The following is a 24,770-nucleotide window of genomic DNA, read 5'->3' as shown; positions in this document are numbered from 1 at the left end:
TCCTTTTTGTTATAAGTTTGTTAGTGCAATGTAGCGTTGTGCTGAGATTGAATTTGGATTGAGACACATGGATTCTGTTTTACTGATAATTTTTATTTCGTTGGCCATTGCAACTGTCTTGAACATAGTGCTGAAGAAGCTTTCTGTGTCACATATTATCGGCTACATCATGACAGGGACCATTATCAGCAATATTTTCCATTTCGATGATAGCGAAAAGTTGCACTCTCTCGATCTGATAGGCGAATTTGGTATTGTCTTTTTAATGTTCACCATTGGTTTAGAGCTTTCATTTAACAAGCTTAAAAAAATGAAGGAACTGGTGTTTATCAATGGGTTCGTGCAAGTCGTGGGTAGTGCGCTGCTCATTTTTGCTATCGCTTACTATCTATTTTCACAAACAATTACGGCGTCGGTGATTATTGCATTGGCGTTTAGTTTGTCATCGACAGCCATTGTTTTAAGTTACCTGAAGAAATCAAAAGACGTTGTGACCCCTTATGGTGAAAAATCGGTGGCGATCCTGATTTTTCAAGATTTAGCCGTGATCCCCATACTGCTATTAATAAGCTTCTTAGCAAACAGCGAGCTGTCTGTAGGTGACGTGCTTTTAAATACCTTACTGTCAGCCACCTTGGTGATTGTGTTCATGTTTACGCTGGGCAAGAAGATAATTGAATGGCTGCTGCATTTTTCCACAAACGCTAAACTGGAAGAGCTATTTTTGGGCTCTGTGCTGACCATTGTGATCGGCGCCTCATTGCTTGCCCATGAAATGGGATTTACTTACTCATTAGGTGCATTCATAGCAGGTATGATCATCGCGGAAACCAATTTTCATGTAAAAGTTGAGTCAGACATCGCTTCCTATAAAGACATTTTGCTTGGTGCGTTTTTCTTTTCCATCGGCACGAAAATAGATATCGCTTATTTTTATCAAGAGTTCTTCATGGTACTGGGTGTTTTAGCATTAGCTATGCTGACAAAAGCGCTATTTATTTTTGCGCTAATACGCCGCAAGTCAAACAAAAGTGATGCAGTTAAAACTGCCATCGCTTTGTGCCAAATAGGCGAATTTTCATTTGCGATATTTTCGCTGGCTTTGTCAGAAAATATAATTTCTAACGAGTTAGGTAGCTTCCTTATTCTCGTGACCGTGCTGTCGATGATAGTCACGCCTTTTATGGTCAACAATATCTATAAGTTAGCTTCATTTTTCGTGGTTGAATTCTTCGAGTCAGATAAAATCACCCCCATCAATGAACAGCAGCACACCGTCATTTGTGGCTTTGCCATTGTCGGACGTATTGTGGCAAAGGAGCTTAAAGCGAAGGGCATACGTTTCATCATTATTTCCGATAATTTACAACATGTACTACTTGCTCGAGAACGGGGCTACATGGCTTACTTTGGACACTTAGACAAACGACCTGTTCTGGAATCATTGAAAATAGAAGAATCAGCAAGTGTCATTTTAACTGTCACGAATTTAGTCAAAAAGAAAATTATTTGCCAAGCCGTTTTGAACTTTCATCCTCAGGCTAAGGTGATTGTGAAAATTAATAGCCAAGAAGAGAAAAGGGCGCTAATGGGAATGGGGATATGCGCATTTGTGCATGCTGAACACGAAACCGCTCGATTATTAGTTAAAAAAAGTATCTCTAATAGCGTTGAGGTGGACGATACGCTGGCTACCGATTAACAAAGTGACTTATTAAGAAAAGTCAATTAGTCTTTATGTTGATTGAATTATAAGCAATTCGCATAAGCCTCTCAATACGCTTCTATATATGTTCTAGTGGTTGTGGGGGATTTTTCTTTACTTAGGTGTCGTAAAATAGTTACCATTAACAGTCGAATTAATTAACCGCTTTTTTAGGCAAACTAATCATGGATTTACACAGTAGTGAACTGCCGGTCATATTAAGAAACCTCAGAAAAGAGGCGGGTTATACTCAAGGTGATTTAGCGCTGCGCTTGGGGTTGAGTCGTGAAACGGTTTCAGCGATAGAGAATAATAAGCCTGAATCTTTGCGAACATTGCAAATTGAGGTTGTGAAAAAGTGGTGGTCTGTATGCCGTAGTAAGGCCAAAGAAGAAACCCGTAACAATTTCGTCAATCAAATCGTAGGCTACTTTAAATTTATCACGGATAGATTCTAAGCCCCTGTGTTTGTAGGCTCTTCCCGTCTCCCAAAAATCTTTGGTTCGATTCTTTTTGTATGTGCCGGATTTCTCACTTACGGTGATGGATTACTGTTCGAAAAAATTTACCTAGCCCTATTAGGGTTTGTTGCAGTGTTATTTATTCGCGACATTAACCTTGTCAGCATTATTATTATTTCTGCAGCCGCTAATTTGTCTTCAGAATTACTTTATCCTCTTGTTATCAGCGAAAAATTCCAGATCTCTTTAAAACTGGCTACGTATCTAGTGACCTGTTGGACCTTGTATAAAGTTAGTGAAGATAGTCTTCGATGGCCGACAGCGGTTGTGGTTGTGTTATGTCTTGGGGCTGAGGCTTATTGGTATTTGACTTCCCAAGAAGCAGCAATGATCTTTTGGTATGTTCTGTTGCTAACGATAAACTTGTGGGTTAGGCATTTCCTCTTTGCACGTGTGTTTATTATGGCGAAGTACTTTCCTAAGCAATATAGCTCGCTTGATCTGGATCACACCCTATACCAACTGGTTTTCTTTTACATACTCTTACACCAATTTATATTAGTCGAGTACGTTTTACGTCGTGTCTTTGACCTTCCAAGTACCTTTGTTTACTACGCCGCACCCTACATATTCCACGGGTTAACTACTTATTCTGCCCTTTTGGTCCTCATCCAAGGTTACATACTAATATCGAAAAATTGGTTTAAAGCCTAAACTCGTCTCTTCCCAACATACTGTGTATATGTTCATATTTTAACCTTATATGTGACATTGCCGATATAGATCCTTGATAATCATTTTGGTGGAAATTTCTCCGCTGAAAAATATTAATAGGATCTAAGTCATGAAAAAATTCACTCTTACTGCCACCGTTGTTTTATCTATTTTTGCCTCTAGCTCAGCATCTGCGATAGGTACGGGTGGGAAAATGGTTCCTCCAAGCTTGATAGGAACCGGCGGGAAAATGGTGCCACCAGCGCAAATCGGCACAGGCGGTAAGATGGTACCTCCTAGCTTTACTGTCGCTGATATATCAAATAGCGCGTCTAGCCTAATAGGAACCGGTGGGAAAATGGTGCCGCCAGCGCAAATCGGTACAGGCGGAAAGATGGTACCTCCTAGCTTTACTGTCGCCGATTTATCAAATAGCGCGTCTAACCTAATAGGAACTGGTGGGAAAATGGTGCCACCAGCGCAAATCGGTACAGGCGGTAAGATGGTACCTCCTAGCTTTACTGTCGCTGATTTATCAAATAGTACGTCTAGCCTAATAGGAACCGGTGGGAAAATGGTGCCACCAGCGCAAATCGGCACAGGCGGTAAGATGGTACCTCCTAGCTTTACTGTCGCTGATTTATCAAATAGTGCGTTTAGCCTCATAGGAACCGGTGGGAAAATGGTGCCACCAGCGCAAATCGGCACAGGCGGTAAGATGGTACCTCCTAGCTTTACTGTCGCTGATTTATCAAATAGCGCGTCTAGCCTCATAGGAACCGGTGGGAAAATGGTGCCACCAGCGCAAATCGGTACAGGCGGTAAGATGGTACCACCAGCTGCGGTGGCATAATCGGCGTATATTTTTGTAAAGTACACTCAGCAAAAGAATAGAACGCCTAGATCATTACGATCAGGCGTTTTGTTTATGATTACCACTTCCAAAGTGGTAAATAGTAATAATTCTCATTTAATGATTGACTATTATTGCAATCAGTATATAGTTGATATTGTCAACCACTTGAGGAGCTGAGATGAAACCCAAAGCACGTTTAGTTAGCGTTACACGCGCAGAATCATTGTCGCCACATTTACGTCGGATCGTATTTAGTTCAGAAGAACTGACTGGATTCCCCCAAGGAAAAGAAGGTGCTCATGTAAAGGTACTGGTACCTCATCCGGGGGAACAATTTCCTGAACTCGCTTTTGATGCACCCAAACCAGCATTTAAGCGCTCTTATACCATTCGCAGCTTTGATGCAGGATCGTCAGAGTTAACCATTGATTTTGTAGTCAATCGACACGCAGGTCCAGCGACGAATTGGGCTAGTGCGGCCAAAGTAGGGGACTTCGCAGCAATTGCCGGCCTTGGAGCCCCTAAGTTAAGCAACTACAATGAAGACAACTACTTACTTATTGGTGATTTAACCTCTATAAACGCAGTTAATGGTTTTGCTAGATACATACCGAAACAGGCAAACTTAAAATCGATTATTACTGTACCCACACGCGCTGATGTGATCGCCATGGATGCGGGGGAGCACATCAATGTAGAGTGGCATATCGAAGATGAATCAAGCCATACACTCGAACAACACGTTGAAAGGGTCGCTAAAATAATGCCCTGTGACAACACTCAGGTATTTTTCGGCCTAGAAGCGCGTAGCGTGCGAACAATAAAAGGCATATTGTTGGATGACTTAGGTTATGAGCGCATGAATCTATTCGCTACTGGGTATTGGAAGAAAGGTGTGGATGCAGATAAATTTAATCGCCAGAAGCAGCAGAGCCCGCTTTAATTTTTACTAAAGCAAAACAATACTGCTCAATGGCGTTGGCCCATCTGATGTCTTTAACGACTAAAAAGCGTAATTTGCGCCTAAATATATCGCGCGAGGCTGTCCACCGAAATACCGGTAGGAGCCAAACGCGTAATCCGCTCGGCTGGCATATTCTTCATCGAAGACATTTTCTAGCTTGGCATTAAGGCGTATCTGCTTATTGATTTGCCATTGGGCCCGTATATTGAACAAGTCGTGTCCGGCATATTCATGTTCATTTGCTGGATCAAGAAAGTAACTGCCAATGTGTTGCCACTCTAATGCTAGGGATGTGGCATTCGTGGGCTGCCATTCTAAGCGGGCGTTGCCTTGTTGACGAGGGGCAGTATCGATTTCGTTGCCATTTACAACGCCACTGCTTAAACGATCAAAGTCATACTCATGTTTTGCGTACGCATAGTTGGCCAAAAAACGTAAGTTATCTAAAACGTTTATGCTAACTGTTACTTCAACACCGCTATGGTTTGTTTCGCCATCAGTTACATTTAAACCATCGTCATCACGAAAGAAAAAGTTATCCTTCTGCATTCGATATATGACCCCTTGGAACGTTAACACTTGATAGGCACCTCTTATGCCAGCTTCAATACTGTTAATTTCTTCGGAATCAATAGTGCCTATGGTTTGTTGGTTTTGGAGCCGATATAAATCCGTCGTTTGAGGCGCTCGAAACCCGTTAGACCAATTCGCAAACAAAGAGATATTATCACTTACACGGTAATTAGCGCCTATTTTGGCACTGGTGTTATTGAAACGGTCAGTGCGATCTTCTGGGCGTTGATACAAGCAACTCACAGCTTGACCGCCATTGTTGATACAAGATGTGCCATCCGCCTTGGTTGTGCCATTCGCGATTAAATTATCATAGTCATATTCTGTGCTATCGAATCTAACATTGGTGGTAAAGACAAGCGCCTCGTTATATTGCCAATTGACTTGGATATATGGTGCAAGGGTCGATGAATCGACCTCATAGTCAAAATGCACACCTTGTTGTCTTGCTTTTCCGAAGCTAAAGCGGTCTGTTTGCTCTTGGGTTTCGGTCAGTTCACCTTGCGTCCAGTCTATATCGATGCCAACCACAAGGGAGACGGATTGGTTTACTTGCCATTGGTAATCAGAATTGACACCCAGGCTAAAGTGACTGTTTTCTTCGATAGCGCGTGAGGGGAGGTAGTGCTGGCGAAATTCCATACTGTTACTTCGAAAATACGGTGTAACGTTAATCAATTCATCGTTGTTAACTTGATAAGCAATATGCGTTGCGCCTCGAATAGAAGACCATTGCCGATACGCATCGGGATCACAGTTTTTCTCCATTGCTGAGCGATCTTTATATAATTTATCGGGCGCGAAGTTAGAGCTAAAGCAACCCTCACCGTTATCACCAGAGGCGATAAAACCTGCAGTGTCTTGGTCAAGATCAAAACCAGACAGTGAGCTTTGGATAGTCAGTTGGTCTCGCTGATAATCATGACGTAAGCCTAATTTACTCGAGGTAAAACCGCTGTCGTTTTGATAACCGCCATCGTCAACAACCTGCATATTTAGGCCGATGCCTTGGGTTGCAGGTCCTTGATCGTCAATGTGACCCAATGCACCGTTAAACTGAACTCTATCATTAGGGCCAAATGTGATGCCTACGTCTGCGCCATTGCTCGGCGTGAGACTCAATACATTGATAACACCGTGCACTGCGTTAGAACCATATACTGCGCTATTTGGGCCTTGGATAACTTCGATGCCATCCGCTTGGGCCAAATTTAACTCGGCTAAACCATTGTTATTGGCAAACCCAGCAGCACGTGTCGCCACGCCATCTTGCATAAATAGAAAAGCCCCACCAGCGCCCGGGCCTGTGAGAATAGGCGAGCGTAGCGAAGGCAAGTTTTCAACACCATTGTTAGCTTGCACGTATACGCCGCTGGCTCGATTGAGTATATCGCTGGCAAGGGCAGCATTGACTCGCTCAATCTCTTGCTCGTCAATAAGATTAATATTGCTGCTAAGTGCCATTATGTCAGTGTTTTGATGGGAGCCGCTAACAACGATGACTTCAACAGGTGATTGTTGCGCAACGACGAAGGAACTTTGTAGTACAAGAGAAAGCGTCGCGAAAGGGGCTACTGATTTTTGCAAGAGCATGAATACCTTAAATTAAACTGCAACTTAGGGCGGCATTCTACCTGTATTCGTATGCTGGTTGAAAGCAGCAATCTTATTCACCTAGAGTTATTTTCAGTGAAGCGATTAACCAACCTTGAGCGAAATAGGCTAAGGGCCTGTTTTACAGTTTGGGTTTCAAAGCTCGGGTTTGACAGCGCGATTCTTACATTAAGACATTTAATCAAATAGCGTGCTAGGGCATAGCGGGTTTGTCAGAATGCACATTCACATCGATGGCATCTGACACGTTTAAATGAACATCTTGTTGGGGATACGCAATCTCAATACCCGCCTGTTTAAACGCTTTTTCAATGTGCATGTGTAACTCATGGGTCACCATGGCTCTGTCGACAACGGCACGGGCAAAAACACGCAACTCAAAATCTAGGCTGCTCGCCCCGAATGCTAAAAACAAAGCGGCGGGAGCGGGATCGTCAAATACATTGTGACTATCAGTCGCAACTTGAAGGAGTAACGATACGACTTTGTCAGTGTCACTGCCATAGGCAACACCCACAGGTATTACGATACGGGTGACAGGGTCTGATAATGTCCAGTTAATAAAATCTTGGGTAATAAAGGTTTTATTAGGGATGATAAGCTCTTTTCTGTCCCAGTCACTGACGGTGGTCGCACGGATACGGATCCGCGTTACGGTGCCGCTGTGACCGGCAATAGTGATGGTATCGCCTAAGCGTATAGGGCGCTCAAACAAGATAACAATACCGGATACAAAATTAGCCACAATTTCTTGCAAACCAAAACCCAAACCCACGCCCAGCGCAGCAATAAGCCATTGTAGTTTAGACCACTGGGCTCCAAGTATATTCACCGATACAATAATCCCGATGATCACTATGCTGTATTTGAGCATAGTGGTAATAGCGTAACTCGTGCCAGGGGACAAATTTAACCTCCCCAAGATAGTCATTTCTAATAAACCTGGTAAGTTTCGAACACCGACAAAACTGATAACAAGAATGGCCAAGCTTAACAAGCAGCTCCATAGCGTGATGCGTTGTGCTGGGGAATTTGGGTCGTCGCTGCTAATTTCCCACATGACGATATCGTCTAACGAATAGGCGATGGGTGATATGTCTTGCCAGACCATAGATAAAGCGGCTAGCAGCATCAACCAAATAATTAGACGGATAACGGCTTTGGTTTGAGCCGTTATTGTATGTCTGTCGAGTTCTTGGGTATCGATGATTTCGGGTACGCCTTCACCGGATTGTTCAGCGGCTTCTTGTTGCGCATTGGCGACAATCGAAGCTGCCCGTTTACTGCGTATTTTTTCAAGTGCGATACGTCGTGCATTAACCGAAACGGCGCGCTCTGCCGTGTAGTAGCAAAGCAGGGCGAGGGTACACAACCACGCAGATTCGAGTAGCAAAGCGAGGATGCGCTGAGCGCTGTATTGATAGCCAATGGCCGACAGTATGATCAAGAATACGGGGACTAGTATTAACAACGAATACAAAAAGTAGGAAAAACGCTTAGCGCTGTGCTGTGAGGTGCGGTAACGCTGGTAGGCGTTACGCGTAACCCTGGTGCCCGCAATAGCTAAAGAAAAGCTCAATATAATCAACGCAAATTGCCCTAAGTCCTCCCGGATCTCCACGCTGGCTTGATTGTTCAACAGGGTCATAATGATGACGACAGGGATAAAGACAATAATCAGTAAACGATTATTTTTACGTAGCAAAGCCAGATTCGATTCACTCCATTTGAAGTGGATTTCCCCCAGTCCATTCTTACGCACAATTTGCAGCATAAATTCCAAGTAGAGCATCACTAATCCACCGACAAAAAAAGCATTACTCAGGCTATTGGCGAAGCCTGATTGCGCATCGCAAAGTAATGCGGCTGCGAAGAGTAATAGCGCAGGCGGCAAAGATAACCCAAAGGTAATGGCTAACCCCAGTAGGGTATATTGAAAGGCATCAGTTTGTACCTTACCAACTAATGGGGCTATTTGTGTGAGACGTTGTTTAATCCGCTTTCTGAACAATAGGGTAAGAATGAAGGCGACGAATATACTTACTACGCCGATTTGATTGTGTTGTAAGTTTGCATTGATTGCCTGAGAAACATTTTGCCAGTGCTCAGCACGAAAGAGCCAACTGGCTGACGTGCCCGCAGCCGTAATCGTTCCTAAATCAAACGGTGTGGCGCTAGGGATCCAAAATAAGTTGCTTTCAAGTAAGTCGCTATAGGTTTCGGTGCGTTCGTTTAAATAGCGCAATTTATCGAGCAACACGGATAACACATCAACGTGTTGGGTATAAATTGAACTTAGCTGAGATATTAACTCTCTGCGCTGGTCAACTAAGCTTTTTACCTCGTCTTTCCAGCGGGCATTAACTTGTCCTATTTGATTCATTAACGCGTTAATTTCCAAGGTATCAAAGGGTGCCCGGCGCTGATTAATGCTGAACATGGCAACGCGATTCTCTACCAATGAGCCCTCCGTTTTCTTGATCCACTCGCCACCATCAACGAAGCGTGAAGCTAATTCCCATTCTTGTCGCAGCGCATTACCAAATATTGCTGAGGATTCGTACACCTCAAGCTCAAGGAGTCTGTTTAAGGAGGAAAATTTGTTATTCAGTTCATTTATTTGCGTTTGGATCTCGTTAAGCTTTTGACTCGTGGCGTCTTGTTGTTCCGTTAATGATGCGGCTTTTTTCGCTAATGCTTCATTTTGCTTGGCTATGTCCTGTAGTGTGCTTGGCGCGCTGATTAAAGAGGCAGTAGTTGCTTCAAGCTGAGCCAACATAGAGGCATTTTCTTTCTCATCCAATTGATTTTGTAATCTGGTCAATGCGTCAAGTAACTCAAGGTGAGCGCTCAGTTTTTTTTGTTCAAACGAGATTTCTGCGTCAAGAATGGCGAGGTGATCCGGACGATAAGCGAGGCGCTGCTTCAGTGAATCTATCTTGGCTTGCAGCATTTTACGCTGGGTGGCTTGTGCTACGCTTGTCGCCAATTGGCTAGGGTTAGCACTTTCATCGGCCCCTAAATTAGCATTGGTAGTATCGATTGCAGTTTGTGTATCACTGATGATTTGGCGCAGCAGTAAACGCCGCTCATCATCTAGTGCCGCTTTTAATTCAGATACCTTTGCTCGACCACTGGTGACCTCACCCTCGGTATCTGTTGACAAAGTAACCAAGGTTTGAAGTGAAAGAGGCTTATTGGGTAATGTGGGCGGAGTAAAGTTAATGTGGGCTTGCTTAATGTTCGTTAGTGTTTTTGGCGCATCTTTAATGGCTTGCTTGTACTTTTCGCTTTGCTGTTCAAATTGTTGTGTTGCACGGATGTTTTCAATCGCTTGCTGGTACGAGGTTTCAATTTCGACTTTTTGTTGTTCAGAAATCTGTGCTGCATCTGAGGCAGTTTTTAAACGTTGTTGAATTTCTTCAATGCTGGGTATTAACTCATCGTCTGCATAACTAAATGCACTTGTGATAAAGCACAACAGGAAAATAAAGCGAAACAAAAGGGAAAACGTTGACGTACGCATAGGGATCCTAACAAGAGTGAGATTCCATCATACCTTAGAAGCAGTGCGTGCGTCTTGTGCTGGAGGAACTGAAAAAAGCCGACGGTATTCACGACTAAATTGAGACGCGCTGGTATAGCCAACTTCAAAGGCAGCGGAGGTGGCATTGTGCTGTTCAAACATCATTTTTCGTTTAGCAGCATGTAAGCGCACCATTTTGATGTATTGAATGGGTGAAGTGTTTGTCGCTGCTTTGAAGTGATGATAAAACGACGATTCACTCATATTGGCTTTACTGGCCAGTGTTGCAATATCCATGCTTGAGGCATAGTGACGATTAATAAATTGCAGTACATTTGCTATGTGATATTGCTGTCTGTCTTGGCATGCAAACGCCCGTAGCAATGAGCCGTGTTCTGCGTTCAGTATGTGGTAAATTAACTCTTTAAGTGCGAGTTGACCTAGTACATGCGCTTTTGTTGTTGAGTGGGCACAATCTAGTAACCTCGATAAGGTGTGTTGAATGTCAGTGTTCATTTTACTGACATAAATTCCCCTAGATGACGTACCGTCGTTACTCTGTCTGTCAATTGCTGTGACGGGGGCTTCTGGTTCATCTGGCATCTGCATCAATAACTCATTGATCATGTGGGTTTCAAGGCTAATGCGTGCGGCGAGATAGGGACGTTGCTCGCTGGCTTGTAATATTTGCCCCTCCAATGGCAAAGGCACGCAACTGACTAAATAATGCATGGGATCGTATTGATAGCGTTCTTTACCGAGGTAGGCCGCTTTAGAGCCAAGTAACACCATGTATATGCTAGGTTGGTATATGACAGGCATAGGGCTAGTCGTTGGCATGTCTCTGCGAAATAGGCTTAAATGTGGAACGCTAGTATTAAAGTCTCCCTCATGTGGCGCCAGTTCAAATACTTTTTTAATTAACTCTGTCATAACCGACACCTAGGTTTTAGCTTATTGATTGTGATTTAGTATGCCACCTACGCGAAAATGAAAAAGAGGCTTTGTTCTAGATTGTAGGATTAGGCAATGTTTTTCGAGGATCACCCAATCATAAAAATATCTGGCACCGCTATTATTGTATCTGCCCATTACATATTTATTTTGAAGGAGTCAGCGCAATGCACAAGCGACAATTAGGTCAACAAGGGTTAACGGTGTCCAGTATCGGTTTAGGGTGTATGGGAATGTCAGATTTTTACGGCACCCATGATCGCGAGCGTTCATTTGCAACTTTAGAGCAAGCCGTCAACAGTGGAGTCACTTTCTGGGATACATCCGATATTTACGGCCCAAAAACGAATGAGCAACTTATTGGAACGTTCTTTAAACAGCACAAAGGCGCGCGAAGCGAGATCACATTAGCTACTAAGTTTGGCATTATGCGCGATGATGCGGGCGGTTTTCTAGGATTTAATGGCCATCCTGACTATGTGAAACAGGCTTGTGAAGCAAGCTTAAAACGATTGGGTACAGATTGTATTGATTTGTACTACCAGCATCGTATGGATCCTAACGTCCCGATCGAAGATACCGTTGGTGCGATGTCTGATTTGGTTACTCAAGGAAAAGTGAGGTTTCTGGGGTTATCAGAGGCGGGCAGTGATACGCTAAAGCGTGCTCATGCTGTGCATCCTATCAGCGCATTGCAGAGCGAATATTCATTATGGAGCCGAGACATTGAAACGAACATCTTACCAACTTGTGATGAGCTTGGAATAGGATTAGTCGCATACAGCCCGTTAGGCCGCGGTTTTCTAACTGGAGCCATCACGTCACGTGATGACTTGGAGGCGGGTGACTGGCGCCTAACGAATCCTCGTTTTTCAGAACAAAACTTCGCCAATAATTTGGCTCTTGTGGATGCGATACATCATATTGCACAGTCGTTAAATTGTACGCCGGCGCAATTAGCCTTAGCGTGGATAGCTGAGCAAAGCCCACATTATGTGTCTATACCTGGTACCCGAAACCCCTCAAGAATTGTCGAAAACGCTTCAGCCGCAGAATTAATCATTAGCCAGCAACAATGGGTAGACATCAATCTTAAAATTGAACGCTGCCAAGTATTTGGGCAGCGATATACAGACGAAGCAATGGCAGCGCTGGGGCAGTAGGTGCTCCGCGCTAGAGTGTATCTTCACGCGCTAAATTGTCGGCTATTTTATGAGCAATAGTCTCAAAAAGGTCAATTTCTTGAGGACTTAACCCTTGGGTCATTTTTGACTGTATTGTTTTTTTCGCAGCTTTGAGTTGTGTCATCAATGTTTTGCCAGCGCTACTCAACGTTAAAATTTGGCTGCGCTTATCTTCCGGATGAGCGTCTTTATTTATCAAGTCGGCTGCAAGTAGTTCTTTTACTAATCTTGCAACTTGTGCCTTGTCACGGCTCAGTCGAGTAACGATATGATTTGCAGTACAGTCTGGCGTTTCTGCTATTACCGTCAAGCTTCTTACGTGCATAGCACCTATGCCCAACTCATTCGCATCTATGGCGGCCCTGATCGTGACTCGATAACGTTCTGAAATAGCAAAGATATGCTCTATAAAGTGCGAATGCATTAATATGACGCCTGTAAGCTGGTTTAGTTGATTCTATCAACAAATAGCGCACGCTATCCAGTAGCGATGGGATCTATAAACACGGCTCAAGGGACTTGGATGGGATGACGCAATTTTAGGTTGCTTTATGCTGCTGCAATAACGCATTAAAAGCTTGGTGCTCAAGGGGTTTAGCGAATAAATACCCTTGGCCATAATCACACCCCATTTTCTGCAAAATATGATATTGCTCCTGCGTTTCTATGCCCTCAGCAACGACCTTTATGCCTAATTTCTTGGCCATAACGATAATGGCTTCGCACAGGACTTTGTCGTTACTGACCTCTGTCATGGAATGAACAAACGATTTATCTATCTTAAGAAAGTCGGTGGGGTATCGTTTTAAGTAAGAAATTGACGAATACCCTGTGCCAAAATCATCTAATGCGATATCAACGCCGGCTTGCCTGAATTGAAACAGTTTAGTGGAAATACTTTTGTTCGCGTCCATCAGCAGGCTTTCGGTGATTTCCAAGAGCACGGCTTGTGGTGGGGTGCGATTTATCAACATTTTTTCTAGCCACAGGGTAATACAATGCTCGGGGTCAGTGTAATGCACGGGGGAAGTATTAATACTGATTTGCAATGTTGGGCACAGTGCTTGGCGCCAACGACATACATCTCGACATACCTGTTCAAACACCCAATCACTGATATCTATGATTAAGCCCGTTTCTTCAGCAACGGGAATAAAGTCATCAGGCCCCACAAGTCCGCGAATAGGATGTCGCCATCTTATTAGCGCTTCTGCTTTAGTGATGCTCTGATCCAGTAAATTGATGATGGGCTGATAAACAATGAAAAATTCATCGTTATCAATAGCATGTCGCAAATCTGTTATTAGCGCCATTCGTTTCACAGCGGCGTCTCGCATGTTTTTGGTGTAATAGTGATAGTTGTTCTTACCTATTGCTTTCGCACCATACATTGCTTGATCAGCATTTTTTAATAAGCTAGACACATCATCAGCGTCGTCAGGATAAATAGTGATGCCTATGCTCGCACTAGTATGCACAATTTCACTCTGTAAATGGTAAGGCCTAGATAGGCCTTTGAGTATTTTTTGCGCGGTTTTTTCAAGGCCATTGAAATCTACAATATCATTAATGATGACAACAAATTCATCGCCACCTAACCTGGCTACTATATCCTTATGACGAATACAGTCTTTGATGCGCTGGGCGCAATCAACGAGCAGGTCATCACCCACGCTATGCCCAAGCGTATCATTGATGTCTTTAAAATTGTCGAGATCTAAGAACAACACAGCAACTTGAGTTTGGTTACGCTTCGCCACATTTAGGGCTTGTTTTAAATGCTCCCCCATAATATTGCGATTAGGTAGCTGCGTTAGCTCATCAAAATTGGCTTGGTGCCATATCAAATCGCTGTTGTTCTGGCGTTCTATTGCGATGCTTGTAATGTAAGCAAATTGTTCAATTCGTTGTAATTCTTCCGTGCTGGGCGCTGCTGGATAAGCGTGGTAAATGGCGAAAGTGCCCAATACGGTGCCGTCAGATGCTTTGACCGGCTCAGACCAACAGGCGCCCAGTTCAGCTTTTTCAGCGAGTTCTGTCCATGCAGACCAGTAAGGATGGCTACTGATATCTTCGACCACGGTGCGCACCCCAGTAAAGGCGGTTGTTCCGCATGAGCCTTGTCCTATGCCAATATCAATACCATTGATCGCGTCATTATAAAAACTGGGCAAAGAAGGTGCGGCTCCACATAACAACTTTTTATCTTTGAGCAACAAAATACTGCATTTTTGGTTCAGATATTCAAGCTCTACCGATTTGACGATCTCATGTAGCACGGATGTAAGGGATACAGAGTGAACAATTTTTTCTAGAATAGTGTTTCTAACGCGAGTGAGCTTTTGGGTTTCGTCTAATTTGTTCTGATATTGCCGTAACGTTTGTGCTGCATGAGTCAGTTGTTCTTTTTGCAGCTCACTTTCAACCATATTGGCTAAATCTTGTAGTATCAATTCATCAGAGCAAGTAAATGACTTGGGCTGTGTATCAAAGACACATAAAGAGCCCACGTGGTAACCATCCATGGTGATTTTTATTCCTGCATAAAAGCGTAAGAATGGGTTACTGATGACGTATGGGTGGTCTTTAAAACATACATTAAGGTGAGCGTCTTTGACGACCAGTGCTTTATCCTGAGTAATGGTATGCGCGCAAAAGGAGATATTTCGGTCTAAGTCAGTGGCTGGAAAATTAACCACAGATTTATACCATTGACGGTCTTCATCAATAAATGAAATTGACGCGAACTGACAACCAAAAGAATGAGCAGCTAAGCGGGTGATGCGGTCAAAACGCTCCTCGGCCACTGTGTCCAATATGTTTAGCTCATGTAAAGCGCTAACGCGTTGTTTATCGTTTGAAGGTCTCGGCGCGGCTTTCAATTTGTACCCCTATACATCACACCTTTAAGTTACTTAAACGGTAACCCCATGTAAACATGATCTTTAGTATGACCTAGAAATACAAATTTCTCCTACTTGGCAGCTTGAAAATCGACTTTGACCTGGTAACAACCTGGTTGATCGGTCACCTCATATTGCCAACCGTGTCTATGGATGATTTTTTCGCTTAATTGTAAACCCAGTCCATAACCCAGAGAATTAGTCGATTTTCCTAGATTCGGTATGTTTTCCGTGTTCTCGTCTTGTGCAGCGGTATTGATAATAATGACGCTACTCCCTTTTTGAATTACATCAACAGTACCTTGCTGCGTGTGCTGGTAGGCGTTTCGAATTAGATTGCTCAATACAATGTGACAGGCCGTCTGGGCGGTATTAAACGCAAATTTCTCCACTTGGACGTTTACATCTACTTCCTTGCTATTTAACAGATATACCAACTCAGATGACAACTGCTGCACTTTTTCGTCGAGTTGCATCCGCTCCATTGGCACGGGTTGTTCATCATTGTGGCTCAACCATAATAGGGTATCGGTTAAGTCACTCATGGTCAGGCCTGCACGCTCGATACGTGCCAAGGTTATCTGTTGTTTCTCTGTCATCTGGGTCTGGCCACATAGTCGCCGCAATAAATCAACATTACTGCGAATAACAGAAATGGGCGTGCGCAATTCATGACTGGCGTAACTTAAAAAAGTCTTCTCCCTGGCTAAACTTTCATTGACTGAATTAAGGCTACTTTGGATGATAATGGCGAGGGTGTTAAGTTCGTTATAAGTAAAATCGGGCGGGGGAAGCTGCACGTTTTCATGGTTTAGTGCTTTTGCCCAATCTCTAAGTGACTCCACGGGTTTAGCCACTTTGCGCATCAGAATTATGAGCAAGCATGCAAACATAGTAATGACTAAGACTGCTGTGATAATGATCCAGTAAAACCTTGATAGTAGTGGCTTAGCTTTATGCTGAGGTTTAAATTTATCCAACATAATTTTAGAAATGTAGCGCGGTTCGCCAGCTTGATTGCGGATCATAGCGATAAAATACAGATTATTGGGTAAGGAAAAGAACGATTTTTGGTCTTTCGATTTTAATAGTTCGTTTTCCTCTATGGGGGGGGAATCAAAACGCTGCTGAATTATAGCGGGAGTATCCTGCCAACGACTCGCAATCTGAAAGTCTGCGAAATTCGCAGGTTGGCCATCCTGTACATCTGTGGTCATAACCAATTCGCGCATAACGCCATTTAATCCGCGGTCCAACCCATCGATAAAATAATTGACGGTAAGCATCGATAGACCGATTGTCATGACGGACCCGAGTAACACCATAGTGATAAAAAAATACAGTTTTAAGCTTGGGCGGATCTTCATCGCGTTTTTCATTATGCTTTCTTTTTTATTGCAAAGCCGGCACTGGCGACAGTATCTAACGTAATCGATGCTTCATAAGCATCGAGCTGTTTACGCAAGTGATAAATGTGGACTTTTAAGCTATTGCTGTCTGGTTGATCGTCCCCCCAAACGCTTTGAATAATCTTTTGCCGAGTAACGGTTTGCGGGCTGGCACGCATGAGGACCTCGAGAATTTTAAGCGCAGTGGGGGAGAGTTTGAGAGGGTGTTGCTTGAATGAAGCAATACGCTGGGTTAAATCAAAATTAAGGTCGCCCACCGATAAGCGCTTTACTTCACCGCTACGTCTACGCCCAAGCACTTGAATGCGAGCTATCAGCTCCTGCATCGCAAATGGTTTAACCAAATAATCATCGCTACCAGCTTGAAACCCTTCTAACTTATTATCCAGCGTATCCCTAGCGGTTAGCATGAGTACGGGAGTATCAATACCTAATTCGCGCATGCGTTTACACAAAGTAATACCATCCATCTTGGGCATATTGATATCCAATATAATGACTTGATATGATTGGCGTTCAATCAAATGTAAACCCATGAGCCCATTGCTGGCATGGTCACATTGCATAGACTCAAGTTCAAGGTAGTCGACAACTGTGCTGGCTAAATCGATGTCATCTTCAACCAGTAATACATTAATCATGTTGGTGGCTCTTTTGTGACACATTAAACAAAGTTTTACGAATGTTAGCACAGCCAACCCTCGGGATTATTCGAGGGGATCGTTTAACAAATGACCTCAATTGACTGGCTTACTCACAAAAACATATTGATGTGATGAGTAAAATACACCGATAGTTTAAGACGTCTAAGGTTAAGGCAGGGTTAACAGCTTATAGCTTGCAATCAAGTAGGTCATTAAGCAGCGTTTTAATTGGCTCGATAGGGAAGTTACTGTGGATCAATATGCTTTGCCCACTGTGCAATATAATTTGGATCGCCTCACGGGTAGAGCCAGACTTTACTAAGCGTATGCTGTGCATCTTATCGAAATACACTATCTCGTGAACGTCACCGTCTTTTAAACACAAATGTGTATCCTCAATTGTTAACGAAGGAAAGTCGGTTTGGCGCCACTGGTTTATCCAATAATGAAAGGTGAAAAGTGCAATGACAAGTAGTCCAATTGGACCTAACACCACCAACGCACTGCGTGCAATGAGCCAAAGTTCTTGTGATGAAAACTGCGTTAACGTCCAGGCGATGTAAAAACCTGCTAATGACAGCAATGCCAAAGGAATGTAAAGCCGTTTGAGTATCTGAAGTTTGTGTTTGTTTTGTTGGTATTCGAAATGTTGCATAGTGTTCCGGTAATTTGGGAGATAAAATACGCCTGCTTTATTTACGGCTCATGGTAAATTTCTAAGCAGCAGATTTTAAATACTTTTCATCTAGAAAGTGGGAAATTTTATCATCTTTCTCACTGTCATTGTGTAAAGATATGGTTTTTCATACCATTATCAAAATTAAAGCTGGTGTTACAGGGTTAAAAGTCGATACCTTAAGCATCTATTCTGTCCTTTTTATCTGTCCGATATTTATGTATGAAGCTGTAAAAACAATGTTTGCGCCCGTAGACGACAATTTACTGATCGTAGGCGAATTTGACCTGATGTTGGTTATTGTATCAGTCGGTTTGGCGATTTTTGCGTCATTCATGGCAATGCTCGTCGCATCTCAAAGTGCTTACATGGAAAATGTTATTAAAAGAAGGATCTTGTCCCTCGTAGCCAGTGTAGCCTTAGGCGGGGGAGTTTGGGCGATGCACTTCGTCGGTATGTTGGCGTTTTCTTTGTGCACACCTATTGCCTACAGTGCTGGCCTCACGGCTACCTCAACTCTACCAAGTATTTTAGCGTCTTGGGTTGCGCTGACGACCATCACCCGTAAAACAGTTTCTGTGAATCGTTTGCTGGTAAGCGGCATTCTGATGGGGGCAGGTATCGGTACTATGCACTATGTAGGCATGAGTGCGATGGAAATGGCACCAAAACTGCGTTACGACCTGGGTACGTTCGCGCTCTCTATAGTTTTTGCCGTGGTATTTTCAATGCTCTCGCTATGGATCCGCTTCGGGCTGACCTTCATGGATACTATGCGTTACGGTAAAGTTTACCGTAACGTCATTTCCGCAATCGTTATGGGGTTAGCTATCTCAGGCATGCATTATATAGGCATGGCAGCCGCACGATTTGTTCGCCCCCCAGGTTTCGAATTTTCAAGTCAAAGCGCGTACATTTCTCAATATTTAGGTTTCACTGTGGCGCTTATTACCATTGGGATTATCGTGCTCGTACTGGCCTCAAACATGGTGCTTAAATATAAAGAGTTGACTGAGAAAGCACGAATAAATGAAGCACGGTTGCGTGCAACCATAAACACGTCAGTGGATGGGGTGTTAGGGTTTGACAGTAACGGCATTGTAGATAGCGCCAATGACGCATTCTGCCAGTTAGTCGGTTGTCGTTCTGACGACATCATTGGACAAGATGTACGCGTGTTAATAAGAAAGGAGAATATCAACGAATTTAATCAGTACCTTATCGATCGTACTCAGGACAATGGCCATGCTTTAGGTCGAGGAAGAGACGCTCTTATTAAGCACTTCGATGGCAGTTTGATCCCGATACGTTTAGCAATAGGTCATGTTCGGTTAAATAAAGAAAGTCATTTCGTGGCATTTATGTCCGACTTGCGGTATCGCATCGAAATGGAGCGAGCACTGCGCGAACGCGAAGCACAATTTCGCTCTTTGATCAGCAATATTCCAGGTATTGCTTATCGCTGCAAGAATATGGAAAACTGGCCCATGGTGTTTATCAGTGACGCGGTTGAATCAATAACAGGTTATCCAGCGGAAGATTACATCTCGCCTGATCCCACGCGCCATTTTTATGAACATGTTCACCCAGACGATATTGCGGATATTACGCAAAAAGTACTTCCCCATGGGGAATTTCAACTGGAATACCGTATATACAATGCAAAGGGCGATATTCGTTGGTTGCTTGGTTATGGTACACATGTTGATGACGAGGAGTCGGGGCAACGATGGCTAGATGGCTTTATCATGGATATCACCGAACGTAAGGAAATGGAACAATCATTACTCTTAGCCAAGGACAAAGCTGAACAAGCTGCTTCTGCGAGGGCTGCTTTTCTAGCCAATATGAGCCACGAGATCCGCACCCCGATGAATGCGATCATCGGTTTCAGTGACATCTTGTTAGATGATGCAATTGAGCCTGAGCAGAAAAAGCACCTTACTACAATAAATAAATCTGCAAAGTCCTTGCTGCACCTCTTGAACGATATTTTAGACAGCGCCAAACTAGACAAAGGGAAATTTGATTTAGAGATGCGCGACTTCTCATTAATAGAAGAAGTTGACTCGGTTGTTTCAACGCTTTGGCTTGGTGCAAGCAACAAAAATTTGTATCTGAATGTCAATATTGATCCAACCGTGGAGAATCAATTTCACGGCGCTCCGGACAGGATCCGCCAGGTTCTGACCAATATTGTTGGCAACGCAATCAAGTTTACCTTAGAGGGCGGAATTGATATCAACATAGGCGTAAAACCGAGCGGCTGTATTGACTTCTCGGTAAGTGATACTGGTATAGGGATGACGCCAGAGCAGCTAGCCTTGGTATTTGATGCCTTTGGACAAGCCGATGCCAGTATGAGTAGGCGTTTTGGAGGCACTGGCCTTGGAACGACGATCAGCAAACAACTTGTTGAACTCATGGGCGGTAAAATATCGGCAACCAGTGAGTTTGGTAAAGGAAGCTGTTTCTCGTTTTCTTTGCCTCTCGCGCCGCCTAAATCTGATGAGTCAATGGACGTGATTTATCAGCGCTGTACTTTACCCCCTTTAACTATGTTAATTGTTGATGATATTCAACAAAATATCGACCTGCTGTCACTGTTAATGAAGCGTCAAGGACATACGGTTGTGACGGCTCGCGATGGTAAACAGGCACTGCTTAGGATGCGTAGCGAAAAGGTTGACCTTGTATTGATGGATATTCAGATGCCCATCATGGATGGCCTCACATCTGCAAAAGAGCGGCGTAAACAAGAGCAGACTGAAAGTTTGCCCTATTTGCCGATCATTGCCCTTACCGCCAGCGTTTTAGCCGAGGACAAGCAAGCTGCTTTAGACGCAGGGATGGATGGATTTGCCAATAAGCCCGTGGATATAGAGCTTCTAAATGTAGAAATTGCCCAAGCTTTGGGAGTCGATTTAAGCTGTGAAATTGAAGAACCTACTAAGGTCAATTCTAACGATTCACATGTAATAAATGAACGCCAGGGGATCAGTTTGTGGGGCGATAAAAGCGTTTGGCTCAAAGAAGTTAGCGCGTTCATGGAAAACAACCAAAGTAATATTGTTGAACTAGGGCGCATGCAAGTGGTTCCTAATTGGCAGGAAATACAAACCAAGCTGCATACTTTTAAAGGGCTGAGTGGCAATCTAGCGCTAACCCAGCTGAGCGATTTAATCAGTGATGCAGAGCGCTGCGCAATGATAAAAAACACACAAGATCTTGGTAGTGTGTTTAAAGATATCGATAGCGCCTTCGATGCAATAAATAGCTACCTGGCCACCCAGCAAGTTGGAGCGGATACAGACTCTCAGCTAGACAACCATGAAACACTCAGTAAAAAAGAACTTGTCGATATTATTGAAACGCTTATAACTTCAGCGCAAAACAATGAATACGACGAAGAGACAGCACAAGCCCTGGTTGACGGTGCAAATAAGACTATATTGGATAGATGCAAAAGCATACAAAACGCATTAGATGATTTTGAATTTGAACGAGCTGTTCATCAATTACAACAGCTTAGTATGTCGAGTCTGTCGTAACAAACGTCCAAAGAATTAAGAGAATGAATTTACACCATGTTAAGTGAGCATAATACCAAGCAAAAAGTACTTATCGTCGATGATGAGCCGGCTAACCTAAGAGTACTAAAGAGGATCCTTGGCGATCTATACCGATTAACGTTTGCCAAAAGTGGTGAAGAAGCGCTGCGCTTAGTAGAGCGGGATTTACCCGATTTAATTCTATTAGACGTCATGATGCCCGGTATGACAGGGTTCGAAGTGTGCAAAAGTCTCAAAGATAACCGACACACAAGAGCAATTCCGGTCATGTTCGTTACTGCGCTAAATGACGAAGTTGATGAAGCCAAAGGATTCGAAGTCGGTGCAGTTGATTACATCACTAAGCCGGTTTCACCAGCGGTTGTTAAGGCGCGAGTACGTACGCATTTATCTTTAGTACAAGCTGATGAGTTAAGGCGAACCCGTTTACAAGTGATCCAACGTTTGGGTAGGGCGTCAGAATACAAAGATAATGAAACAGGCACCCACATTTTGCGCATGAGCCATTATTCTAAAATTATGGCGTTGGCCTATGGTTTGACCGAAACCGCTGCCGACAATTTACTGCACGCAGCGCCCATGCATGACATAGGTAAAATCGGCATTCCGGATAGCATCATGCTCAAGCCGGGAAAATTAACCGATGAAGAGTTCACCATTATGAAAACGCACCCGGAAATCGGTGCTGAAATACTGGGTGATTCAGACTCAGATCTGATTGCGCTGGCGAAAACGGTATCACTAACACATCATGAGAAATGGGATGGCACAGGTTATCCGAATGGGTTAAAGGGAGAAAATATTCCTCTGGAGGGCCGTATCGTCGCCATAGCTGATGTGTTCGATGCACTCACAAGCAAACGACCTTACAAAGATGCGTGGCCCGTACAAGAGGCAGTGGATTTCATTCATGCACAAAGTGGTAAGCATTTTGATCCCGCTCTTGTTGCCTTATTTAAAGGTTGCTTGCCTGAAATTTTAGAAATTAAGCACCGCTGGCAAGACGAATAAACCACTACGTCAGTAAATGACCGGTTAAATGTTTTAGTAATATTTGTACTGACTTTTAATATGATTAAATTTTTGTTTTTAATGACTTAACGAAACGTCACTTTATTTTCCATTTAGACATCTTTCCTATTGATAACCTTTAAAATAACATAGACTTTAGTATAGTTTTTGAGTCGCTTGTCGATACCCACTATAAATGCAGATAGAAACAAAGAGATGAGTGTGAGTGTATGAATTCCTATCAATCCTTAGGCACTGATTATCACTAGACGCTACAGCAAGGAGCTAACATGAGTAAAGTGCAGAACGATAGTATTGAGCGTGAAGTATCTGTAGCAATTGGGGAAGAATTAGTATCAACGACTGACACTAAAGGCATTATTCAATATGTGAATGACCACTTTTGTCACGTTTCAGGTTTTTCTCGCGAAGAGTTGATTGGTCAACACCACAACATAGTTAGACATCCAGACATGCCCAAAGCGGCATTTGCTGACATGTGGGGAAAACTCAAGGCAAAACAAGCATGGAGAGGAGCGGTAAAAAACCGGTGCAAAGGAGGTGGATATTATTGGGTCGATGCGTTCGTTACGCCTGTTTTTGAAGAAGGTGAGCTGAAGGGATACCAGTCCGTAAGAACCCACCTTATCGGGCCTTACAAAAAGAAAGCGCAGCAACTGTATGCCAAATTGAATAAAGGGGGCAATGCATTTGGTTGGTTCGATGATAAATGGAGCGCCAAAGACATGCTCTATAGTATTTTAGCAACAGTGTTCATTGCATTAACTTTTGTGTCTCCTTTTTTTGCTCTGTTCCTTTTTCCTCTACCTTATGTCATTTTTAAGGGGGAGTTGCTTTATGTGCGGCGCCACGCAAAATCTCTACGAGCTCAATATGACAGTGTCTCCCGTGCCATTTTCGCATCAGATGGGATCGCAGGGGTTAGTATTTTTGCATTGAAAATGCAAGAAGGGAAAGTGAGCACCATTCTCGGACGAGTGGTTGATAGCACTTCATCCTTAGATGCGGGTGTAAAGTTTTTACAGCAAGCCGTAATGAGAACGAAGAAAAGCGTAGAAGATGAAGCATATGAATTAACTCAAGTCGCCACTGCGGTTGAGGAAATGGTGGCATCCATCAACGAAGTGACTCGTAATATTAGCCACACATCAGAAAAAGTGACCAGTGTTCACCAAGATTGCCGCCAAGCAACAGATGCTATGTCTAACACCATGAACAAAGTCGGCGATTTAGCCACTGATGTGGCTAAATCTGCTGGCTCTGCGGCATCGTTAGCAGAAGAAGCTGATCGCATTAATGATGTTATGCAAGAGATTCAAGGGATTGCCGACCAAACTAATTTGCTTGCCTTAAATGCCGCCATAGAAGCAGCTAGAGCAGGGGAGCACGGAAGAGGGTTTTCAGTTGTAGCAGATGAGGTGCGTGCTTTGTCTAGCAGAACGCATAATGCGACGACTCAAATTCAGACATCGGTCTCAGAAATACAAAGCACTTTATTAACGTGGTCACAGACGCTAGATGAAGGGAAGAACGCGGCAGAGTCATGCGTTGAAGAAACAAGACAAACTCAAGACTTGGTGAACAAAGTATATGACGATGTGAGTGATATTGCACAATCAGCTAGTCAAATGAGCATAGCCGCTGACGAACAAAGTTCAACCGCAGCCAGTATCAGTTCGAACATTACTAATATCAGTGATGCCTCTAAACATAATCTTGAACAAGTGGAAAGGGTAGAGCAGGAGGCACAATCCATATCAATGCGTTCTAAAGCACTCGCCGCAATGGGCCTAACATTCGGTTAATTGTCCGTGTAATCATTCCTATGAGCATTGAACGCTGTTCGATAGGAATGATTTAATCACAGTTGGACCAGCGTACTGGATTAAGCAAAAACTTGAGTAAGTGGCATGAATGCACTTGTTTTAATTATTCTGAATTGGGCAGGTTAGCTTTCACTAAATGTAATTGCCCCAACAACGT

General features: G+C 43.5%; 16 protein-coding genes. 8 read left to right on the top strand and 8 right to left on the bottom strand.

Annotated features, from left to right (window positions below; translation table 11 throughout):
• Window positions 1-67: 67 nt before the first annotated feature.
• The 4 genes from AC0L6N_RS09350 (at window position 68) to AC0L6N_RS09335 (ending at window position 4,679) form a co-directional block, all read left to right on the top strand.
• Window positions 68-1,702, top strand: a complete 1,635-nt coding sequence (locus tag AC0L6N_RS09350) for a cation:proton antiporter domain-containing protein (RefSeq protein WP_011575062.1) — start codon at window positions 68-70, stop codon at window positions 1,700-1,702.
• A 188-nt stretch (window positions 1,703-1,890) separates the two neighbouring features.
• Window positions 1,891-2,163 (top strand): helix-turn-helix transcriptional regulator, encoded by a 273-nt coding sequence (locus AC0L6N_RS09345; protein WP_006992215.1) that lies wholly within the window; start codon window positions 1,891-1,893, stop codon window positions 2,161-2,163.
• 847 nt (window positions 2,164-3,010) lie between these two features.
• The gene (locus AC0L6N_RS09340; protein ID WP_473480778.1) at window positions 3,011-3,733 is read left to right on the top strand and encodes a hypothetical protein; all 723 of its coding nucleotides are present in this window, start codon (window positions 3,011-3,013) and stop codon (window positions 3,731-3,733) included.
• 181 nt (window positions 3,734-3,914) lie between these two features.
• Window positions 3,915-4,679, top strand: coding sequence for a siderophore-interacting protein (locus AC0L6N_RS09335; RefSeq protein ID WP_473480776.1), 765 nt, complete (start codon window positions 3,915-3,917; stop codon window positions 4,677-4,679).
• A 60-nt stretch (window positions 4,680-4,739) separates the two neighbouring features.
• On the opposite strand, the gene AC0L6N_RS09330 is transcribed toward AC0L6N_RS09335, so the two are convergent.
• The 3 genes from AC0L6N_RS09330 to AC0L6N_RS09320 all read right to left on the bottom strand — a co-directional run bounded on the left by AC0L6N_RS09330 (window position 4,740) and on the right by AC0L6N_RS09320 (window position 11,346).
• Window positions 4,740-6,866 (bottom strand): TonB-dependent receptor, encoded by a 2,127-nt coding sequence (locus AC0L6N_RS09330; RefSeq protein ID WP_473480773.1) that lies wholly within the window; start codon window positions 6,864-6,866, stop codon window positions 4,740-4,742.
• 214 nt (window positions 6,867-7,080) lie between these two features.
• Complete coding sequence (locus AC0L6N_RS09325) at window positions 7,081-10,413, bottom strand: mechanosensitive ion channel domain-containing protein (protein WP_473480770.1); 3,333 nt, start codon at window positions 10,411-10,413, stop codon at window positions 7,081-7,083.
• 27 nt (window positions 10,414-10,440) lie between these two features.
• Window positions 10,441-11,346 carry an AraC family transcriptional regulator gene (locus AC0L6N_RS09320; protein ID WP_473480767.1) on the bottom strand — a complete coding sequence of 302 codons (906 nt, stop codon included), beginning with the start codon at window positions 11,344-11,346 and terminating at the stop codon, window positions 10,441-10,443.
• 188 nt (window positions 11,347-11,534) lie between these two features.
• Between AC0L6N_RS09320 and AC0L6N_RS09315 the strand changes: the two genes are divergently transcribed.
• The gene (locus AC0L6N_RS09315) at window positions 11,535-12,530 is read left to right on the top strand and encodes an aldo/keto reductase (RefSeq protein ID WP_473480764.1); all 996 of its coding nucleotides are present in this window, start codon (window positions 11,535-11,537) and stop codon (window positions 12,528-12,530) included.
• Between the two features lie 10 nt (window positions 12,531-12,540).
• On the opposite strand, the gene AC0L6N_RS09310 is transcribed toward AC0L6N_RS09315, so the two are convergent.
• The 5 genes from AC0L6N_RS09310 to AC0L6N_RS09290 all read right to left on the bottom strand — a co-directional run bounded on the left by AC0L6N_RS09310 (window position 12,541) and on the right by AC0L6N_RS09290 (window position 18,162).
• Complete coding sequence (locus AC0L6N_RS09310; protein ID WP_473480762.1) at window positions 12,541-12,975, bottom strand: MarR family winged helix-turn-helix transcriptional regulator; 435 nt, start codon at window positions 12,973-12,975, stop codon at window positions 12,541-12,543.
• Window positions 12,976-13,090: 115 nt separating this feature from the next.
• Complete coding sequence (locus AC0L6N_RS09305) at window positions 13,091-15,433, bottom strand: bifunctional diguanylate cyclase/phosphodiesterase (protein ID WP_473480760.1); 2,343 nt, start codon at window positions 15,431-15,433, stop codon at window positions 13,091-13,093.
• 92 nt (window positions 15,434-15,525) lie between these two features.
• A complete protein-coding gene (locus AC0L6N_RS09300; RefSeq protein ID WP_473480758.1) occupies window positions 15,526-16,833 on the bottom strand; it encodes a sensor histidine kinase in 1,308 nt (435 codons plus the stop codon).
• Window positions 16,833-17,504: a response regulator transcription factor gene (locus tag AC0L6N_RS09295; protein ID WP_473480755.1), complete on the bottom strand. Its 672-nt coding sequence runs from the start codon at window positions 17,502-17,504 to the stop codon at window positions 16,833-16,835. The genes AC0L6N_RS09300 and AC0L6N_RS09295 overlap by 1 nt, the downstream gene beginning before the upstream one ends.
• Before the next feature lie 190 nt (window positions 17,505-17,694).
• Complete coding sequence (locus AC0L6N_RS09290) at window positions 17,695-18,162, bottom strand: hypothetical protein (protein WP_011575050.1); 468 nt, start codon at window positions 18,160-18,162, stop codon at window positions 17,695-17,697.
• Window positions 18,163-18,401: 239 nt separating this feature from the next.
• On the opposite strand from AC0L6N_RS09290, the gene AC0L6N_RS09285 reads away from it, so the two are divergent.
• The 3 genes from AC0L6N_RS09285 to AC0L6N_RS09275 all read left to right on the top strand — a co-directional run bounded on the left by AC0L6N_RS09285 (window position 18,402) and on the right by AC0L6N_RS09275 (window position 24,592).
• Window positions 18,402-21,734 carry an MHYT domain-containing protein gene (locus AC0L6N_RS09285; RefSeq protein ID WP_473481304.1) on the top strand — a complete coding sequence of 1,111 codons (3,333 nt, stop codon included), beginning with the start codon at window positions 18,402-18,404 and terminating at the stop codon, window positions 21,732-21,734.
• Between the two features lie 36 nt (window positions 21,735-21,770).
• Window positions 21,771-22,766 (top strand): response regulator, encoded by a 996-nt coding sequence (locus AC0L6N_RS09280; RefSeq protein ID WP_473480752.1) that lies wholly within the window; start codon window positions 21,771-21,773, stop codon window positions 22,764-22,766.
• A 290-nt stretch (window positions 22,767-23,056) separates the two neighbouring features.
• The gene (locus AC0L6N_RS09275) at window positions 23,057-24,592 is read left to right on the top strand and encodes a methyl-accepting chemotaxis protein (protein ID WP_473480749.1); all 1,536 of its coding nucleotides are present in this window, start codon (window positions 23,057-23,059) and stop codon (window positions 24,590-24,592) included.
• Window positions 24,593-24,770: the final 178 nt, after the last annotated feature.

The organism is Paraglaciecola sp. G1-13 (assembly GCF_055809255.1).
Note: the sequence above shows the minus strand (reverse complement) of the source record. Positions and strands in the feature narration are given on the sequence as shown.